Here is an 18,780-nt window from a genome sequence, read left to right on the forward strand (position 1 = left end):
TTCACGCCAGCGCGATATCGAGTCGCCCGGCACATTCGATAATGCGGCGGAAAGAAAAATCATGACAAACAGGTAAATCTTTCATGTCGCCATTCCACCCACCCGGATTGCGAGTGCTGGCTCCTTGCTAGAAGCGGTATTCCTCGCCTATAAATGGACAACATTCCTCGAACACCTTCCGTTGCATATTTGCTTTTGAAAGGTCATAAGCAGGGCGCACGTATCGTTGAAGTCGATGGCCTTGGAGCCATCAAAACGGAGACGACTGAAAGGGTGGGATCTTGGCCAATCTTCAGCGAAGACGTGAAGACGACGAGCATGCGGCCGCCGCCCCACCCGGTGTCAGCGCGCCTGCGCTAACGCTTCCCAAAGGCGGCGGTGCCATTCGCGGTATCGGCGAGAAATTCGCCGCCAATCCGGTGACCGGGACGGGATCGATGACGGTGCCGATCGCTACCAGCCCGGGCCGTTCCGGTTTCGGTCCTCAACTATCACTCTCGTACGACTCCGGCGCCGGGAATGGCCCGTTCGGCTTCGGCTGGAGCCTTTCCCTGCCGTCGGTCACGCGCAAGACCGACAAGGGGTTGCCGCAGTATTGCGACACGGTCGATTCGGACGTTTTCATCGTTTCCGGCGCGGAAGACCTGGTGCCTGTCCTGGTGCAGGATGCCGCCGGCAATTGGGTGCGGGAAGCGCTTCCACCCAGAACGGTAAATGGCCGGATCTTCCGTATCCGTCGCTACCGACCGCGCATCGAGGGCCTGTTTGCGCACATCGAGCGATGGACAAACACGACCGACGCGACCGAGGTGTTCTGGCGGTCCATCACGCATGACAACGTCACCGCCTGGTACGGGAAGACGGCCGATAGCCGTATTGCGGATCCGGCAGACCCGAGCCGCATCTTCAGTTGGCTGATCTGCCAAAGCAATGATGACAAGGGCAACGTCGCCGTTTACGGCTACAAGGCGGAGGACTCGGCAAAAGTTTTCGAGGATTCGGCCGGGACCAACCTGCCCAGGGCCCGCGAACGTAACCGCACCCATCGGTCCCGTTCAGCGCAGCGTTATCTGAAGCGCATTCGTTACGGCAATCGCTCGCCCTACTTTCCGGAATTGAAGGCCGACGCGGCCTGGCCGGAACCTCCCGATGCCCGCGCGCCTGACGGCAGCGATGCGTGGCACTTCGAGGTTGTCTTCGACTACGGCGAACACGACACCAAAGCGCCGGCCCCCCACGACGCCGAGCCTTGGCCCTCACGACCGGATCCGTTCTCGTCCTACCGCGCAGGGTTTGAGGTGCGTACCTATCGGCTCTGCCAGCGCGTCCTGATGTTCCACCATTTTCCAGGCGAAGTCGGCGTCGAGCGGAATTGCCTCGTGCGCTCGACCGACTTCACTTACCCGGACGAAGTCAACCCCACCGATGCCCTCACTCCCGTCTACACTTTTCTGGAAGCCGTCGCGCAGACCGGCTACCGCCGCGACAATGGCGGCTACGACAGTCGCAGCCTGCCTCCGGTACAGTTCGAATACAGCAAGCCCACCGTGCAGGAGACCGTCGAGGAAGTCGATCCGTCGAGTCTCGACAATCTCCCCGTTGGCGTAAACGGCAGCGCCTACCGATGGACTGATCTGCACGGCGAAGGGATCCCCGGCATCCTCACCGAGCAGGCCGATGCCTGGTTTTACAAGCGCAACCTGAGCCCGCTGACCAGCACGGCGGCGTTCGCGCCGCTCGAAAACGTCGCGCTCAAGCCCAATGTGGCCCTGAGCAGCGGGGCGGACTTCATGGATCTCGCGGGCGACGGCCAACTCGACGTCGTTGTCATGGACGCTCCCGTCCCCGGCTCGTACGAGCATGACGACGCAGAGGGCTGGCAGCCCTTCCGCCCGTTCACCTCGCGCGTGAACCTCGACCCGCGCGACCCGAACCTCAAATTCGTCGATCTGGACGGCGATGGCCGCGCCGACGTGCTCATCACCGAAGACGACGCCTTCGTCTGGCATGCGTCACTCGCCGACGAGGGCTTCGGTCCCGCCCGCCGCGTTGCACAGGAACTGGACGAGGAAAGAGGCCCGCGCGTCGTCTTCTCCGATGGCACCGAGTCCATCTACCTGGCCGACCTCTCCGGCGACGGCCTCACCGACATCTGCCGCATTCGCAACGGCGAAGCCTGCTACTGGCCCAACCTGGGCTATGGCCGTTTCGGCGCCAAGGTCACGATGGACAACGCGCCCTGTTTCGACAACCCGGACCAGTTCGACCACGCGCGTATCCACCTGGCCGACATCGACGGCAGCGGCACCACCGACATCATCTATCTCCACCGCGACGGCGTGCGCCTGTACTTCAACCAGTCCGGCAACGGCTGGAGCCAGCCGCACACGCTGAAGGTGTTTCCACGCATCGATGACCTCGCAAGCATCGTCCCGACCGACCTGCTCGGCAACGGCACCGCCTGCCTGGTCTGGTCCTCCCCGTTGCCGGGTGATGCGCGCCGGCAGATGCGCTATGTCAACCTGATGGGTGGCCTCAAAGCCCATCTGCTGGTCAGGACCGTCAACAACCTTGGCGCGGAAACGCGCGTCGCTTACGCCCCCTCGACCAAGTTCTACCTGCAGGACAAGCGCGACGGCAAACCGTGGATCACCCGGCTGCCCTTCCCGGTGCACGTGGTCGAGCGCGTGGAAACCTACGACTACATCAGCCGTAACCGCTTCACCAGTCGCTACGCCTACCACCATGGCTATTTCGACGGCGAGGAGCGCGAGTTCCGCGGCTTCGGCATGGTGGAGCAATGGGACACGGAACAGTTCGCAGCCGTCGCCGACGGCAGCGTCCCGGCAGATAACGTCGCCGCTGCATCGCATGTGCCGCCAGTGCACACCAGGACCTGGTTCCACACGGGCGTCTACCTCGGTTGGGAACGCCTCTCGCGCCACTTCGAAAGCGAGTATTTCCGTGAGCCCGGACTGACCGTCGAAGCCGCGCGGCCGCTCTTGCTCGATGACTCCACCGTCCCGGCGGACCTGACGCCGGACGAAGAGCGCGAGGCTTGCCGTGCCCTCAAAGGCGCCATGCTGCGCCAGGAGGTCTATGCCGACGACGCGGATCACCCGGGCGCGACGCCGCAGCAGATCCAGCGCGCCCGCACGCCCTATACCGTCACCGAGCAGAATTTCACCATCCGCGCCCTGCAGAAACGAGGCGCGAACCTCCACGCGGTCTTTTTCAGCCACGTGAACGAGGCGCTGAGTTATCACTACGAGCGCAATCCGGCAGATCCGCGCATCCAGCACACGCTGACCCTGGAAGTCGATGACTTCGGCAACGTACTCAAGCAGGCCGCAATCGGCTACGGGCGCCGGCTCTCGCCGCTGTGGACGCAATGGGATCGCGACCGCCAGACAACGGCGCTGCTCACCTATACGGAGAACCGCGTCACCAACGCGATCGGATCGTCCGACGCCCATCGCAATCCGCTGTCCTGCGAGGCGACAACTTTCGAGCTGACGGGCTACACGGCCACAGGCCCGGCCGGTCGCTATCGGGCCTCCGATTTCGTCGAGCCCGATCCCGCCGCTCCCGGCCGCCTGCGTCACAAGTTCTCGGCCCCGGAAGTCGGTTACGAGGCCACTGCCGCCGGGAGCCTGCGCCGTCGCCCCGTCGAAGCGCTACGCACGCTTTATCGGCGCGACGACCTTTGCGACCTCCTCCCGCTTGGTGAGCTGCAAGCACGCGCCTTGCCCGGCGAAAGCTACAAGCTTGCCTTCACTGACGGCTTGCTCGACCAGGTCTTCCAGCGTCCACGCCAGGGGCAGGCCGACGAGCCTCTGCTTCCAGATCCCGACGCGGTGCTGGGTGGCCAGGCCGGCAACCGGGGCGGTTACCTGCGAAGCCGGATTCTCAAGGCGGATGGCCGCTTTCCGGCGAGCGACGCGGATGATCGCTGGTGGGTGCCCTCGGGGCAATCCTTCTACAGCGCGAATCCCGCCGACAGCGCCTCTGCCGAACTGGCGCAGGCCCGGCACCACTTCTTCTTGTCGCGCCGCTACCGCGACCCGTTCGGCCAGCACGCCTTCGTCGACTTCGACGCCCACGACCTGCTGATGACGGAGACCCGCGATGCCCTTGGCAACCGCGTGACCGTCCACGCCAACGACTATCGCGTCCTGCAGCCGCGTCTGGTCGGCGACCCGAACCGGAACCGGACCGAAGTCGCGTTCGATACGCTGGGCATGGTGGTGGGCACCGCGGTCATGGGCAAACCGCTGCCCGCGCCGGTGGAAGGCGACACGCTCGCCGGCTTCGTTGCAGACCTCACGCAAGCTCGGCTCGACGGCTTCTTCGATTCGGACGATCCGCATGCCGCCGCTGTGGGACTACTGAAAGATGCGACCACACGCATCGTCTACGACCTGAACCGCTTCCGCCGTACTCGCCAGGCCAACCCCGACCATCCGGACAAGTGGCAGCCGGCCTGTGCCGCCACGCTCGCCCGCGAAACGCATGTCAGCGCGCCGCTGCCACCGCAGGGCCTGAAGATCCAGCTCAGCTTTTCATACTCCGACGGTTTCGGCCGCGAGATCCAGAAGAAGATCCAGGCCGAACCCGGTCCGGTGCCCCAGCGCGACACGACCGGCAGGATCGTCATCGGCGCGGATGGTCAGCCCGTGACGACACCGGATGACGCGAGTCCGCGCTGGGTCGGCAGTGGCTGGACGATTTTCAACAACAAGGGCAAGCCGGTTCGCGAGTTCGAGCCCTTCTTTACCGACACCCATCGCTTCGAGTTCGCGGTCAGCATCGGCGTCAGCCCGGTGCTGTTCTACGACCCGGCCGAGCGCGTCGTCGCCACGCTGCACCCGAACCACACCTATGAGAAGGTGGTGTTCGACCCGTGGCAGCAGACCACCTACGACGTCAACGACACGTGCGCGCCGCGCAACGCGCAGACCGGCGACCCGCGCACCGACGCCGACATTGACGGCTACGTCGCCGAATACTTCAGGACCCAACCGGCCACTTGGCAGACCTGGCGCGCGCAGCGAATTGGCGGTGCCATGGGCGTGGACGAACGCAACGCCGCCCTGCGCGCCGAAGCGCATGCCGACACACCTGCCACCGCCCATTTCGATGTGCTGGGCCGCCCCTTCCTGACCGTGGCGCGCAACCGCGTCGTTTGCCCCGGCCACGACCTCGACGGCAGCGAAGAAAGTTTCGCCACCCGCATCGAGCTCGACATCGAAGGCAACCAGCGCGCCGTGCGCGATGCCATCCAGCAGGCCGGCGACGCGCTCGGCCGCATCGTCGTGCGCTACGCGTGCGACATGCTGAGCCACCGCATCCACCAGCTCGGCATGGAGGCCGGTGCACGCTGGATGCTCAACGACGTGACCGGCAAACCCATCCGCGCCTGGGACAGCCGCGGCCATGGCTTCACCACCCGCTACGACGCGCTGCGCCGCCCGACCGAGCAAACCGTGCACGGCACGACCAGCGAGTCCGACCCACGTACGCTCGACCTCGACATCCTGGTCGACAAGATCGAGTACGGTGAGACACTGCCGAACGCCGAAGTGCTCAACCTGCGCACCCGCATCTATCGACACTCCGATTCCGCGGGAGTGGCAATCAACGCGCGGCTCGATGTCACTGGCAACCCGACCGAGGCTTTCGACTTCAAGGGCAACCTGCTGCGCAGCACGCGGCAACTGGTCAGCGATTGCATCGCCATCCCCAACTGGCTGCTGAATCCCAGGCTGGACGATGAATGCTTCGAGAGCAGCACCCGCTACGACGCACTCGAACGCCCGGTCCAGTCCATCCCGCCGCACAGCAGTCTGGGACGCGGCCAGTTCAACGTCATCCAGCCGGTGTTCAACGAGGCCAACCTGCTGGAACGGGTGGACGTGTGGCTGGAGCGCGCGGCAGAACCCGTCGAGCTGCTGGACACCGCCAACGAAGCCCCATCGCCGGTCGGCGTCGCCGACATCGACTACGACGCCAAAGGCCAGCGCCTGCGCATCGACTACAAGAACGGCACCAGCACCTTCTATCGCTACGACCCGCTCACCTTCCGACTTGATCGACTGCTGACCAGGCGCAAGGCGGCAGACTTCCCCGCCGACGATCCGCGGCCGCCCGTTGCCGGCTGGCCGGGCAAGCAATTGCAGAAGCTGCACTACACCTACGACCCGGTCGGCAACATCACCCACATCCAGGACGACGCGCAGCAGACGATCTACTTCAGGAACAAGCGCGTCGAACCGAGCAACGACTACGTCTATGACGCCCTGTACCGGCTGATCCAGGCCACTGGCCGCGAACACCTGGGCCGGGGCGGCACGCCCATCGCCCATTCGCACAATGACGCCGGCCGCGTGGGCCTGGTCAGTGCCGACGCGACGGGGCGCTTCGCCCCCAACGACGGCAACGCCATGGGTACGTACATCGAGCGCTACGTGTACGACGCCGTCGGCAACTTCCTGCAGATGCAGCATCGCGGCAGCGGTCCGGCACATGCGGGCTGGACGCGCGCCTACGACTACCTTGATCCAAGCCTGATCGAAGACGGTAACGGCGGTGCGCTGCTCAAGGCCGGCAACCGCCTGACCCGCACGACGCTGAACCCGGCAGGCAACACGCCGCAGCCGGAAAGTTATATGCACGATGCCCACGGCAACATGCTGCGCATGCCGCACCTGGGCGGTGGCCTGCCCGGGCCGAATATGCACTGGGACTACAAGGACCAGTTGCGGCAGGTCAATCTGGGAGGGGGCGGCACGGCCTACTACGTGCATGACGCCTCAGGTCGGCGCGTGCGCAAGGTGTGGGAGAAGGCGCCGGGTCTCACCGAAGAGCGCATCTACCTTGGCGGCTTCGAGATCTTCCGCAGGCACGGCGGTTCCATCGGTACCCACACCGCCACGCTGGAGCGCACGACGCTGCACGTGATGGACGACAAGCAGCGCATTGCGTTGGTGGAGACGCGCACGCTCGACACGGCGGGCGACGACCCGGCGCCACGACAACTCATCCGCTACCAGTTCGGCAATCACCTTGGGTCGAGTTGCGTGGAACTGGACGAGCAGGCGCAGATCATCTCTTACGAGGAATACGCGCCCTACGGCAGCTCGACTTATCAGGCGGTGCGCAGCCAGACGGAGACGGCGAAGCGGTATCGGTACACGGGGAAGGAGCGGGATGAGGAGAGCGGGTTGTATTACCACGGGACGAGGTACTACGCGCCGTGGCTCGGGCGATGGACGGCCTGCGATCCGGCCGGCGAGGAGGAAGGTCCCAACCTCTACCAATACTGCTTCGATAATCCGGCGGGCTTCGTCGATCCTGACGGCCAGAGCGGCAAAAAACTCGCCATCGTCATGCACAACGAAACCAGGCCGGCTGGAACGGAACTCCCCAAACCCGAGAAGCCCGTCAAGCCTGATAAGACGAAGGTCAAAGCTCCCGGAAAGAATGCTTCAGATAAAGAGAAGGCGGAATACGAGAAGGACAAGAGTAAAGCCGATAAAAAATTCTCGGAAGGCATGAAAAAGTATGAAGCGGAAAAAAAGAAATACGATCAAGATTTGAAAGAATACAAGGCAAACCAGAAGAAATGGAGTGCTTATCATAAGTCGCAAAATGAGTTTGAAGCGTCTGAGAAGGCGCTGAAAGCCGCAGGTTATGACGTCGTGAAAGTCGATTCCGGCAAAGCGTTGCTCGAGGCGCTCCAGAACGCTGGAACGATCAAGGAACTCGTGATCGTGCACCATGGCACGCCCTTTGGCGTGGGCGGTGAAGGGGCTGGCGCCGGTCTGTACACCGACAAGCCGGCCCCCGGCACCCCACTCGACGCCACGCGCGGGGCCAAACTGTCGGACCTGAAAAAATTGATCGACGAGAAGAAGATCGTGTTCGATGAGGCCGCGACGATTGTCCTGGCAGGGTGCAGAACTGCTGGCGGTAAAGAAGGTTCGCATCCCGGGTCCACATGGACCGGACCGATCGAGGACACCTTCGCTTATCGGCTCGCAAAAATGACTGGCCTCGAAGTCTTCGGCAGCAAGGGTGTCACATCATACGGCAAGGACCAGCGAAGCTCGACGCCGTTGCGCTATAGCGCCATTAGATGGCATCGATTTACGCAACAGGGAAACTCGATCAAAACAGAAGAGTTGAAAGGGAAATATTTGAATGTCGTGACGCGACAAACAAGCAAGTCCCCCCCTTGATGCGGCGCCGGGAAGGTTAAGGCATGTGAGCCGCTACTGCTGAGCAACGTCGACTTCAACGAAACAAAACTCCGGGCGACAGCTCGATTTGTGCCGAGGAGATAGACCATGCCGCAAATACTCGTGATCCGGCTCCACCCGGACACACCCATCGGTGGCACGCGTTTCAGCGATTTTCTGACCGGCCTGAAAATCTCGGCCTTCGATCTGAGCGTCGGCGATCCCAAAGTGGGTCAGCATATCGGTGATGCCGCATTCGTGGCACCGGCCGCGCCACCGATCCCCGACCCGGGCACGACCATCGTCCAGCATTACACGCCGCCGATTCCACCGCTGCCGCTCACGATTTACGCCGAATCCGAAGCAACGGCGGTGATCCCGATCACGCTGCCCGCCGGATACAAGGAATACGTGACACCCGACGTCCGGCTCGAAATCAGCCGCGGTGGCGCGAAGATCGCGAGCAAACTCGTCTACTATGACGTCAACGTCGTGACCGTCGGCGCGTTGCCCGCGCCGGCAACGTATCCTGCCATTCCGGCCAGCGAGGTCGGGATCTATCTGCCGCTCCCTCGCCCGCTGTCGCCCGGTCTCGCCCAAATCGATTTGAGCCAGGGGCAGGCACCCGATTTCGAATCGCTCAAAACCGCCGTGCAAACGGTGTTGGCTGCGGATCAGGGGCCGGTGCCCGCCATCACCGACATCACACCCGTCCAGGCGACGCATATCGCCAATGAAATCATCTGGGGCCCGCAAGATCCGCTACCGGCGGCGCCTGCGAGCGGTACGACCGGATTCGACGATCTGGGCGCGTTATATACCAATCCCCCGAACGACGGCACGATCGGCAACCAGCTCGAACAGAACCGGCAGCAGTTCGAAGGCAACCTGAACAGCTATTACGCGACGCATAACGCCAACGTCGATCGGCTGGCCCGCTACACGTTTGCACTCGGTTGCGCGATGGCCTGTGAAAAGATGAGCATCGACGCCGAGATGGCGTTGATGGTCTTTCCGGTCAACCCCGGTGTACCGAGTCCAACCACAACGATCAGCAGCGCCGATGTCGTGCTGGTCCAAAGCGGCGGCGGTACCCTGGCGCCCGCATTCAAGGTGCCGGCCGAGTATTTCTACGCGCTCGGCGTCATGCTGCCCATGCAGATGCCGGCGAAGCAGCGATATCAACTCGCATGCCGCGACAACGAGGAACGTACGCTGCCTGCGCTGACGTCGGCAGTCGATGCCGGCACGATCAGCGATTCGCTTGCCGTCAATCCGGCCCAGGCGGCTCGGCGGATTGCGGCGCTCGTGCCCGGCGTGCAATACGACGCGACCGCGCCGCACTGCGAAGTCGATGCCACGCTCACGCCGCTCGTCAATGATTGGCTTGCGTATCCGTCTGCCGCCAGCTGGCGCGACTATCACCCTGGCGACGACACCGTCGGGTTCTGGACACCGGAAATCGCCGCGCAGCCGAACGCCTATCTCTCGCTCGACCTCGCGGCGGTGACGAACGACCACCAGCCGTTGATCGCTGCGATTCGTGCCATTCCCGTGACGAGCGTGAGCCAACTGTCGCTGATGTCGGTCACGGATTGGAACACGCTGTTTGGCACGCCGCCCAACATCGTGCTGCTGCCGCCCTTCACTGCGCCGGGAACCGCCAAAGCGCGTGTGGCGGCATTCATTCGCCGCGTCCAGAAATTCTTCGCGGTCGGTTTCGGGATCGCGACACTGCCGTCCGCCGCCGCGCCCGCCGCACCGGTGCTCGATTTGCCCACGGCCGACGTCATTGCCGACTGGGTCAGCGCTTATCAGGCGCTGGTGGGCGGCACCTTTTCCTTCGGCGCGGGCGCACTCGTGGATGCGAACGTGACCGCTGCCGCGCAGACGGCGTTGCCCGGCGACCCGTCGGCGCAGGCGTGGCTCGTTCAGCGCGTCACGGTGTTGAACGCCTTGTGTCAACTGGCCGGCGTTGCGTCGAATGTGATGCCGCCCGTGCCGAGCCTGGCGTTTTCCATCGCCGAAGCGTTGTATGCGCGCGGCTTCACCAGCGCGATGGACATCAACCGGCTGAACCAGGCGGATTTTGCCGATGCGATGCGCGGGACCGTCGCGTTCGATCAGGCCAATGCAATCTGGAGCGCGGCAGGCGGCGTCAATCCTCCCGCGCCGCCGCCACCGGGCCCGTTCCAGCCGGTGAACCCCGGCGGATTGGAGAACTGCGTGCCGCCGTGCTACCTGTCGCCCACGGGCACGGTCGAGTATTTGCATGAACTGCTGCGGCTTTCGGAGAATTCGACCTGCGCGGCTCCCGCTGCGCCGCCCGATCAAGGCAGGCCGACGCTCGAAGAGGCAATCGCCGCCCGCCGCAGTGACCCAGGCTTGCTGGACGTGAGCGCGGCAAACGCAATGACGCCGCTGCCGCTCGTCGACATCGTCATCGAGCAACTCGAAAACCTGGTCGCGCCACCGGCTTCCGGCGGCGTCTACAACACGGCTGAACATCACCTGAACGATCACAAGCTGTGCTCCGCGGACGAGTGTGCCGACGTGGTCGAGAATACGGACAAATGCCAACCGCCAGCCAGTTTGTTTCGCGCGTTGTCCGAATTCAATTCGCCGGCCACGCCGGTTGCAAACCGGGCGGCGTATGACGCGCTGAAAACCGATTTTTCGTCACCTGCACTACCGTATTCGCAGCCGCTCGACGTCAACCGTGCGTACCTCGATGCGCTTTCATCGTGCCGTTTTGCGGCGATGCGCGGCTTCAGAAAGGAGATCACCGAATTCGCACTCGACCCGACAGTCGTTGCGCCGACGTTTCAAAGCCATTTGTGGCGATACCCGGTAAAGATCGATATCGGCATCGAGTATCTCGGCATCAATCCCGAAGAGTATGAGCTTCTGTTCACCCACGACATTGCGCTCGTACCGACGCCAGGCCAACTGGTGCTGTATGAGTTGTATGGCTTCCCCGTAGCGAACCCGGGGGGCTTCAATTGGGTCGACGTCGTACTGCGGTTGCCTGAATTCCTGAAGCGCACGGGCCTGACTTATTGCGAACTCGTCGAGCTGCAAAAGTCGAACTGCTTCCGGTTCGCCGTCGTGCAGCAGCAAAGGCAGCGCGATACCAACGCGCCTGCCGGCACGGATGCGACGAGTGGAGGCGATAACCCGGGATTGCTACCCGTTTGCGAGCCTTGCTGCCCCGAGCATTACCGGATCGTTTTCCAGGACCCCAAGAATCCTCTCGATGCGTTGAGGTCTCTCGCGGTATATCTGCGACTGTGGCGCAAGCTTGGGGCCGTATGCGGAGCGCGCTACACGTTCACTCAGCTTTGCGATATCTGCGAGGTGCTTCAGCTTTTCATCGGCGGCAGTATCAACCCCGATTTCATCCGTCAACTGGCCTCGTTCCAGATTCTGCGCGACCAGTTCAGCTTGCGTCTGACCGATGGCACGGCGGCGAAAGGTGCACATGGCGCGGACCGGACGCATCTGCTCGCGCTATGGGCGGCGGCCCCCCCGGCGGCGAAGTGGAATTGGGCTGTGCGCCAGCTTGTCGATCGAGTCATGCGCTATTCCCAGGCACGCATCGACCATTGCCCGAAACGGCCGCCCCATTTCATCAAGCTGCTGGTCGAAAACCTCGATTCACTGTCGGCACTGGCCGGATTCTCGACGACCGTCGCGAAGGACAGTTGGCATGCCGTCCCGACCCATACGCTGCGGTTCGCCGAAGTCCTCGCGAAAATCACCGCCTCGCGTTTCGGCATCGGCGAACTGCTGTACTTGTTTTCGGTAGAGCCGCATCTTGACGGCGACGATCCGTTCCCGCTGCAGGATGCCAACGAATCGCTCGACCATCCCTTCGATCTGCCCGAGGAAGAAGCGCGACAGAACCACGCGCGTAACGAAGAAGGTGCGCAGGGCCACAGCCTGGATGCGTTGCGCAAGAAGCTGCTGGCCGTCGCCGTTGACGAAAGCGAGATTCATGACTGGACGTGGCACCGGATCGAAAGCGCATTGAAGATGGAGTTCGGTTATGCCGTGCCGCCCGGCGGCACCGATTACCTGACGTCGCTCGGCAAGCACTTCTTCCCCCGCACGCTGGAGCGCGCCGGTGTTGCCGTTGGGGCGACGGATCGGCAATACCGCACGCCGTTGACGACGGCATCGCCCGACATGTGGAATACGCCGGCGGAAGGTCCGTTCAGATTCGATGCGGCGACCAGCGAGCTCTACACGCAGCTTCCGCTGAGCGATCGCGCCGTGATCGAAAAACTCGTGCACGTCCGCGACCTCACGCTGGACGAGCAACACGCCGTGCAGAACCTGCTTGCGATGCCGCGCGTCGATCTCGCGCCGTTTGCGATGTTGTTCCCCGACTTCGCAGCGGCGGAACAAAATTTGATTGCCGAGCACGACGAAGAAAGGCGCTGGCACTGGTTTCGCGAGCGGTTTGCGCTGATGGTCAAGCGCTGCCATGTGATTGCCGCGCATCTGGTCGGCCATGTCGGTGCCGTCGCGAGCGCTTCGCTATGCGGTTGCACCGACGCGCCGTTGCCGCACGAAACGCAAACGGCATGGCTGATTCTGCGGCACCTCTTCGGCGACGAGAACCGCGGTTTGACTTCGTGGGAAAACGATTCGGGTGCGATACCCGATGTCATGTGGAAGCCGTTGCCGTCTGGCGGGGCGTTTGCCGCGCTGCTAGGACTCGTCGGAACGGGATTGATGGGCGAGTTCCACACCAGCGGCGGTGAGCTCGTCTGGCGCGAGCTCCGCGCGAACATGCGGGCGTTCGATACGGAGAAGAACGAGAAGAACGCGCCATTGCCTACGATTCTGCCGGCGCTCGAGTTGAGCCTTTCTCCCGAGCAACTGAAGCTCTTCGGCGTGCGCAACGGTTTCGCGATTCAGAACCGCCGCGGCATCGAGCTCGGTGGTGCCGCCGGCTTTCATATCAAGTGGCGTGGCGTTCTGATGGTCGACGAGGAAGGCCGCTACCACTTCGAAGCCGACGTACCGCGCGGGAACGCAGGCAAGGAGAAGGGCGAAGGCGGCGAAGACGAGCGCGAGTGCGATCCGGAGCGCCGCTGGCGAGTCACCTTGAGCCGCGGGCAGAAGACGTGGGCGGTGCTGTCACATCATTGGAAAGACGAACCCGGCGAAAGCGGTTCGACACTGAATTTGAAGTCGGGCGCATACAACCTCGAAGTCGAATTTTTCCAGAACGAACCGCAGTTTGCGGGCGAAGACGATGTGCGTCCGCTGCATACCGGCTTCGAAGTCAAGTATTCGGGCGCCGATACGCACGGGCAGCTCGTGGTGCTGCCGCTCGACAAGCTCTTCTGCACGAGCAAGGACGAACAGCTCATCGGCAAAATGAGCTTTCCGAAGGGCAGCAGCGTTGCCGAGTACCTGTACCTGAGATACACGAGTACGCTGCGCGACATACGTCGTACTTACCAACGCGCGTTCAAGGCGCTGCTTTTCGCGCATCGTTTTGCGCTCACGGGCCATCCGGCGAAGCCGTTCGGGCAGTCCGAGCTGGGCTATATGTTCGCGCATGCGGACTTGTTCGCGGGCGTCAGCTATTACCGCAATCCGGGTTTTGTCAGGCACGCCGCCAATTTCGACATGAACCTGCTGCCACTCCTCGACTACTATCAACCACCGGCAGCGAGTCAGGATCAACGCACCCTTCCGAGCAGCCAGCGCAGGCAGGCGCTGTTCGATTGGTGGGAGCGGATGTTCGATTACTCGCGAATGCGCGGGTCCACGGACGAAAGGGAAGACGAGAGCGGAAAGAAGACGTGGGCGCGTGCAAGACCCGTCTGGCTGTTGTTCGAACAAGCGGCTGAGAAGCAGCCCGACAACCCGGCTCAACTGCTGCGCCATCTCGACGTCGACCTGGATCACGCACCCTGCGTGCTGTCGTATTTCTCGACGCAGACGACACCCGTCTACAAGATCGACAGCGACGACCTGAAGGACGATCGATGGGCCGTCAGGGTCTGGCATGCCGACCACTGGATCGATGAACTTGTCGAACGTTGCCCGCCGAACGACATTCGTCTTGCACGGCCGGACTTATGGGCGTCGGACGACCCGGGCGCGCTGGTGCCCGGTGAAGCGCAAACCGGCAATGTCAATCTGGTGCGGCTTTTCGAAAACGCGATGATCGAGCCCGACGAACCCGATCTGCGCCGCTACGACGATCTGCAAAAGATCAACGATTGCCTGCGCGTGCATGCACGCGCGCATTTGCTCGCGTATTTGTGCGGAATGAATCGGGTGCCGCTGCCGTGGGGTGGCTACGCGAAGTCGCCTGAAGCGTTGAGCGCCCTCCTCCTCATTGACGTCGAAGCCGGCTTCTGCGAAAGGGCCAGCCGTATCGAAGAAGGCATCACGGCAGTGCAGACGTTCGTGCAGCGCGCGCGGCTGGGGTTGGAGGACTGGGCGATCGGACCGTCGTTCCTGAGTCTGTGGAAGAACGTGTTTGCCAGCTACAGGGTCTGGGAGAGTTGCCGCTGCAGGACGCTCTACCGAGAGAACTGGATCGCGTGGGACGAGCTGAGAAAGGCGCGCAGAATCGAAGCATTCCAGTTCCTCGAAGATCAATTGCGCCGCTCGACGCTGACGTTGGCCGCACCCGGCGGCCTGGAATACTGGGCGGCGTCGCTGCCGCCAGCGCATCCGGCGGTCGAACTGCTGCAACAGGGCACGCCTTCCACGCTGCGCTTGCTGACGCCGCCGAGGGAAGGGCTCGGCGTGCTGGGGACACCCGAGCGCGATGCCCGGCCCTCGTGGCTCGCGCCTGACTCCGGTACGCCTCAAGGGACACCCCAAGGCTCGAACAATCCCTCATCGCCCACCATCGCTCGCGTCGCGGACACGCGTGCCGCGGGCGCGGTCGTCGCGACGTCGGCCTCGAGCGCGTCACCTGCAGCCGCGTCCGACAAGCCGCCGTTCTGGATCGAGGCGGCCATCCGTCTTGGCGTGCGTTTCATCCGCGTTGCCGCCGGTGGCGTGCCGCCTGCCGCGGCGGCGTTCGTTCCGAGCGATTTTCATGCCGAACCGGGTTGCTGCACCGAATGTGGCTGCGTGCATCCGCCACTCGTCGACGAATACTATTTCTGGCTCGTGCCGGCGCAGACATTCGACGAGCCGTTCCAGGACGAGTATTACGACCCGTCGGAACAGATCTCCCTTTACTGGCACGACCCGCAGCAGATCCCGACGCTTCTCGACTGGAAGCCGGAATCGGCCGTGCGCCTTGCGTGGTGCCGAGTGCATAACGGCGAATTCAAGCAGCCGCGCCATTCCGGTGGACTGGTCAAGCTGTCTACCGGCGCGACGCCTGACCTGACCTACGTCGGGCGGCTGGACGACTCGCTGACTTTCGCTGTAACCGGCGGCATTCCGCCCACGCCCCTCGGTTACAACGGCACGGACGTCCCGGGCTTCCGCTACGACATGGCCGTGGATAAGTGCGTGACGCTGCCGCTCGTGGCGGATCCGACGCCCGTCGCGAGTTCCTGCCCCGCCGGGTTGCCGGCCTATCCGTATTTTGTTTTCGTCGAGCCCGGCGAGCGGCTTTTCGTCGAATCGATGTTCAGCCCGTCGATCGAAATTGCCGATGTGTTGCGCTGCCATTGTCATTTCGAACCGGCACTGAAGTGGTACGAGCTCGTGCGCAATCCTCTGCAATCCGACAATATGTGGGTGCATTGCAGCACGGGCAACCAGCCGGGCGGCGGCACCCTGGGAACGGTCGATGTGGCCGGGCAGCCGGCCGACGTTGCGGTGGCGGAGCAGCCGTCGGCGACGCATGGATCCTCGACCGACGGCGTGGATGTGCCTGGCCCTGGACGTGCGCCGCTCGACATGTGCTGCGATAGCACGAACATCTCGGCACAGACTGCTCGCGATCGTGCGATCGTGCTCGCTTATGCCGAAACGCTCGTCGAATGGGCGCGCGCGCTGATGCGGAAGAACTCGCGCGAGTCGGCGCAAGAGGCCCGGCTGATTCTCGACACCGCTTCGGCCATTCTCGGTCCCTGTCCACCGACCGTGCACAATCCGTCAAGGCCGCACAAGCGGACCGTCGCGACGTTCGTGCCATTGAACCCACCGCTCAATCCGCGGCTGATGCAGTTGTATTGTCATGTTCGGGACGGCCTTTCGCTCGTGCATCGTTGCCTGAGCGACAAGCGGCTGCGCAACCCGGATGTGGCGGGTACGTGCGGTTCGCCGTACTGGGGGCAGGATCCATGCTGCTGCGATCCGGCACCCCACCGGCCGTGCGACGAACCCGTTTGTTGCGAGGATGACGCCTGGTGTCACCCGCTCACGCAGTATCGCTTCGTCGTGTTGATGCAGAAAGCACGAGAATGCGTGGGGCACCTGCGCGAAATGGGCACGGCGCTCCTGGGTGCATTCGAACGCGGCGACGGCGAGTATCTGGCGCAGATGCACGCGCGGCACGAGACAGAGCTGGCCGACATGACGGTCGATATCCGGCAGCAGCAATGGCGCGAGGCGGACTGGCAGGTGCAGGCGCTGCGCAAGGGCAAGGAAGTGCAGCAGACGAACCGCCGGTACACCAAGCGGCTGATCGATGTCGGCCTCATCAATGGTGAGCTCGACTATCAGGACAATATGAACAACGAGATCGGGCTGCGCACCACGGCAACCGAGATCGAGGCCGTGGCGGAGGCAATGGAGCTGATTCCAGACCTCTTCGTCGGCTTCCCGTGCGAAGAAACCTGGCTTCCGCTCGGCACCAAGCTCGCGGGCATGTTCAAGACGATCGCTCGCATTACAAACGAGATCGGCGAGATCGCCGGCCTCAATGCGCAGCTCGATTTGACGCAAGCCGGCTGGCAGCGCAGGCTTGACGAGTGGGTGCATCAGGTCGAGGTCCTTGATCTGGAAATCGAACAGATGGAGATCCAGATCCTCGCCGCGGAGAGAAAGGTCCACGAGACCTTGCTCGAATTGAATCTGCACCAGCAGTCGCTCGAGCAATCGCGCGAAAGGCTGAACCTCTTGCGCGACAAGTTTACGAGTCACGAGCTATGGCTATACCTGCAGAAGGAAGGCATGGCCATGTACTGGCAAATGTACGAGCTGGCGCAGCATGTCGTGCGGCAGGCACAGCGGGCGTTCAATTTCGAGCTCGGTTTTACCGGTCGCAATTTCCTGCCGTGCGGAAGCTGGAACGGCCTGCAAGAAGGCTTGCTCGCGGGAGACAAGCTGCAACTCGCGCTCGACCGGATGGAAAAGGAATATCTGCAATGCCATCAGCGCGAGTACGAACTCACGAAGCACGTGTCGCTCGCGTTGCATTTTCCATTGCAGTTCCTGCAACTCAGATTGACCGGCTACTGCGAAATCGAAATACCCGAGTGGATGTTCGACATGGACTATCCGGGGCAGTATATGCGGCGCCTCAAAAGTGTCAGCGTGACGATACCGTGTGTAACCGGACCCTATACGGGCGTGCATTGCAAGCTGACGCTCCTGCATAGCTGGACGCGTATCGACCCGTGTCTGCCCTGCCCCGTGACGCATTGCTGCAATGACAAGCCGAAGGGTGCCTGCGGCTGCCGTCATCCCTTGCACGAGCATTACGAGGCGGGATGCTGCGATCCACGCGGCGTGAAGCTGTATGGTGCGCGCGAAGCGATTGCGACGTCGAGCGGCCGCAACGATGCGGGGTTGTTCGAGTTGAATTTCCACGACGATCGGCATTTGCCATTCGAATATGCCGGCGCCGTCAGCTGCTGGCGCATCGAACTGCCGCAGGAGAGCAACTACTTCGATCTCGATACGGTGGCCGACATGGTACTGCACCTGAACTATACGTCGCGCGAAGGCGGCACGGCATTGCGCGATGCGGCTCGCGCGGCCATTCGGGAGAGGCTGCCCGGCAATGGATGGATCTATCTCGACGTGCATCGCGACTTTCCCGATGTGTGGGAACAGCTGCGTCGCTCGCGCAGCGCGATGCAGGACGGCGAGCGGAGGCGCGGCGTCGATGACGCGCATCCGGGAGGCGTCATGACGCTGCCTATCTCAAGGAGGCTGTTTCCGTACTTGCCGGGTGATCCGTCGATCAAAGTCACCAAGGTGGCCGTGCTCTTCGACAGCAGTCATTGCTGCGAGCAGGAATGTCCGCACATCGACGAGTGCCCTTGCGCGCATGAAGCGAAGCGCGGCAGCCACCTCGTCGAAGTGACCGTCGACCACCCGGACGGCGAATGTTCGCCGGACGAGTTCGAGCTCGAATGCAGGAGCAGCGTCGATTGGCCGGGGCTGTATCACGGCAGCGGAGAGCTTCGTATCGCTCCGCTCGACGACTGCCATCCGGGCCATACGATGACGTTGAACTTTGCCGATCGCATTTGCGGGCTGGAGCGGGTTTTCGTGCTGTGCCGTTACGAAGTCATCGAACGTTGTTGCGAGACCGTGCGGCCGGGTTCGTCTTTCGACGTTCATGAGGGAGGCTGCCATGACTGCGCGTAAG

Annotated in this window: 2 protein-coding genes; both read left to right on the forward strand. The window is 63.0% G+C overall.

Annotated elements, in window-relative coordinates; translation table 11 throughout:
• The first annotated feature begins 281 nt into the window (after positions 1-281).
• Entirely contained in the window at positions 282-8,240 is a 7,959-nt protein-coding gene (locus VL15_RS08655; protein ID WP_048244904.1) for a SpvB/TcaC N-terminal domain-containing protein, read from the forward strand.
• Positions 8,241-8,348: 108 nt separating this feature from the next.
• Complete coding sequence (locus VL15_RS08660) at positions 8,349-18,779, forward strand: neuraminidase-like domain-containing protein (protein WP_053077605.1); 10,431 nt, start codon at positions 8,349-8,351, stop codon at positions 18,777-18,779.
• The last annotated feature ends 1 nt before the right edge of the window (position 18,780 follow it).

The sequence above is a fragment of the Burkholderia cepacia genome, assembly GCF_001039005.1.
GTDB lineage: Bacteria > Pseudomonadota > Gammaproteobacteria > Burkholderiales > Burkholderiaceae > Burkholderia > Burkholderia theae.

What these genes read in the sequence shown, in the direction of transcription:
- VL15_RS08660 (WP_053077605.1), top strand. Translation starts at nt 8,349, where the DNA reads ATGCCGCAAATACTCGTGATCCGGCTCCACCCGGACACACCCATCGGT.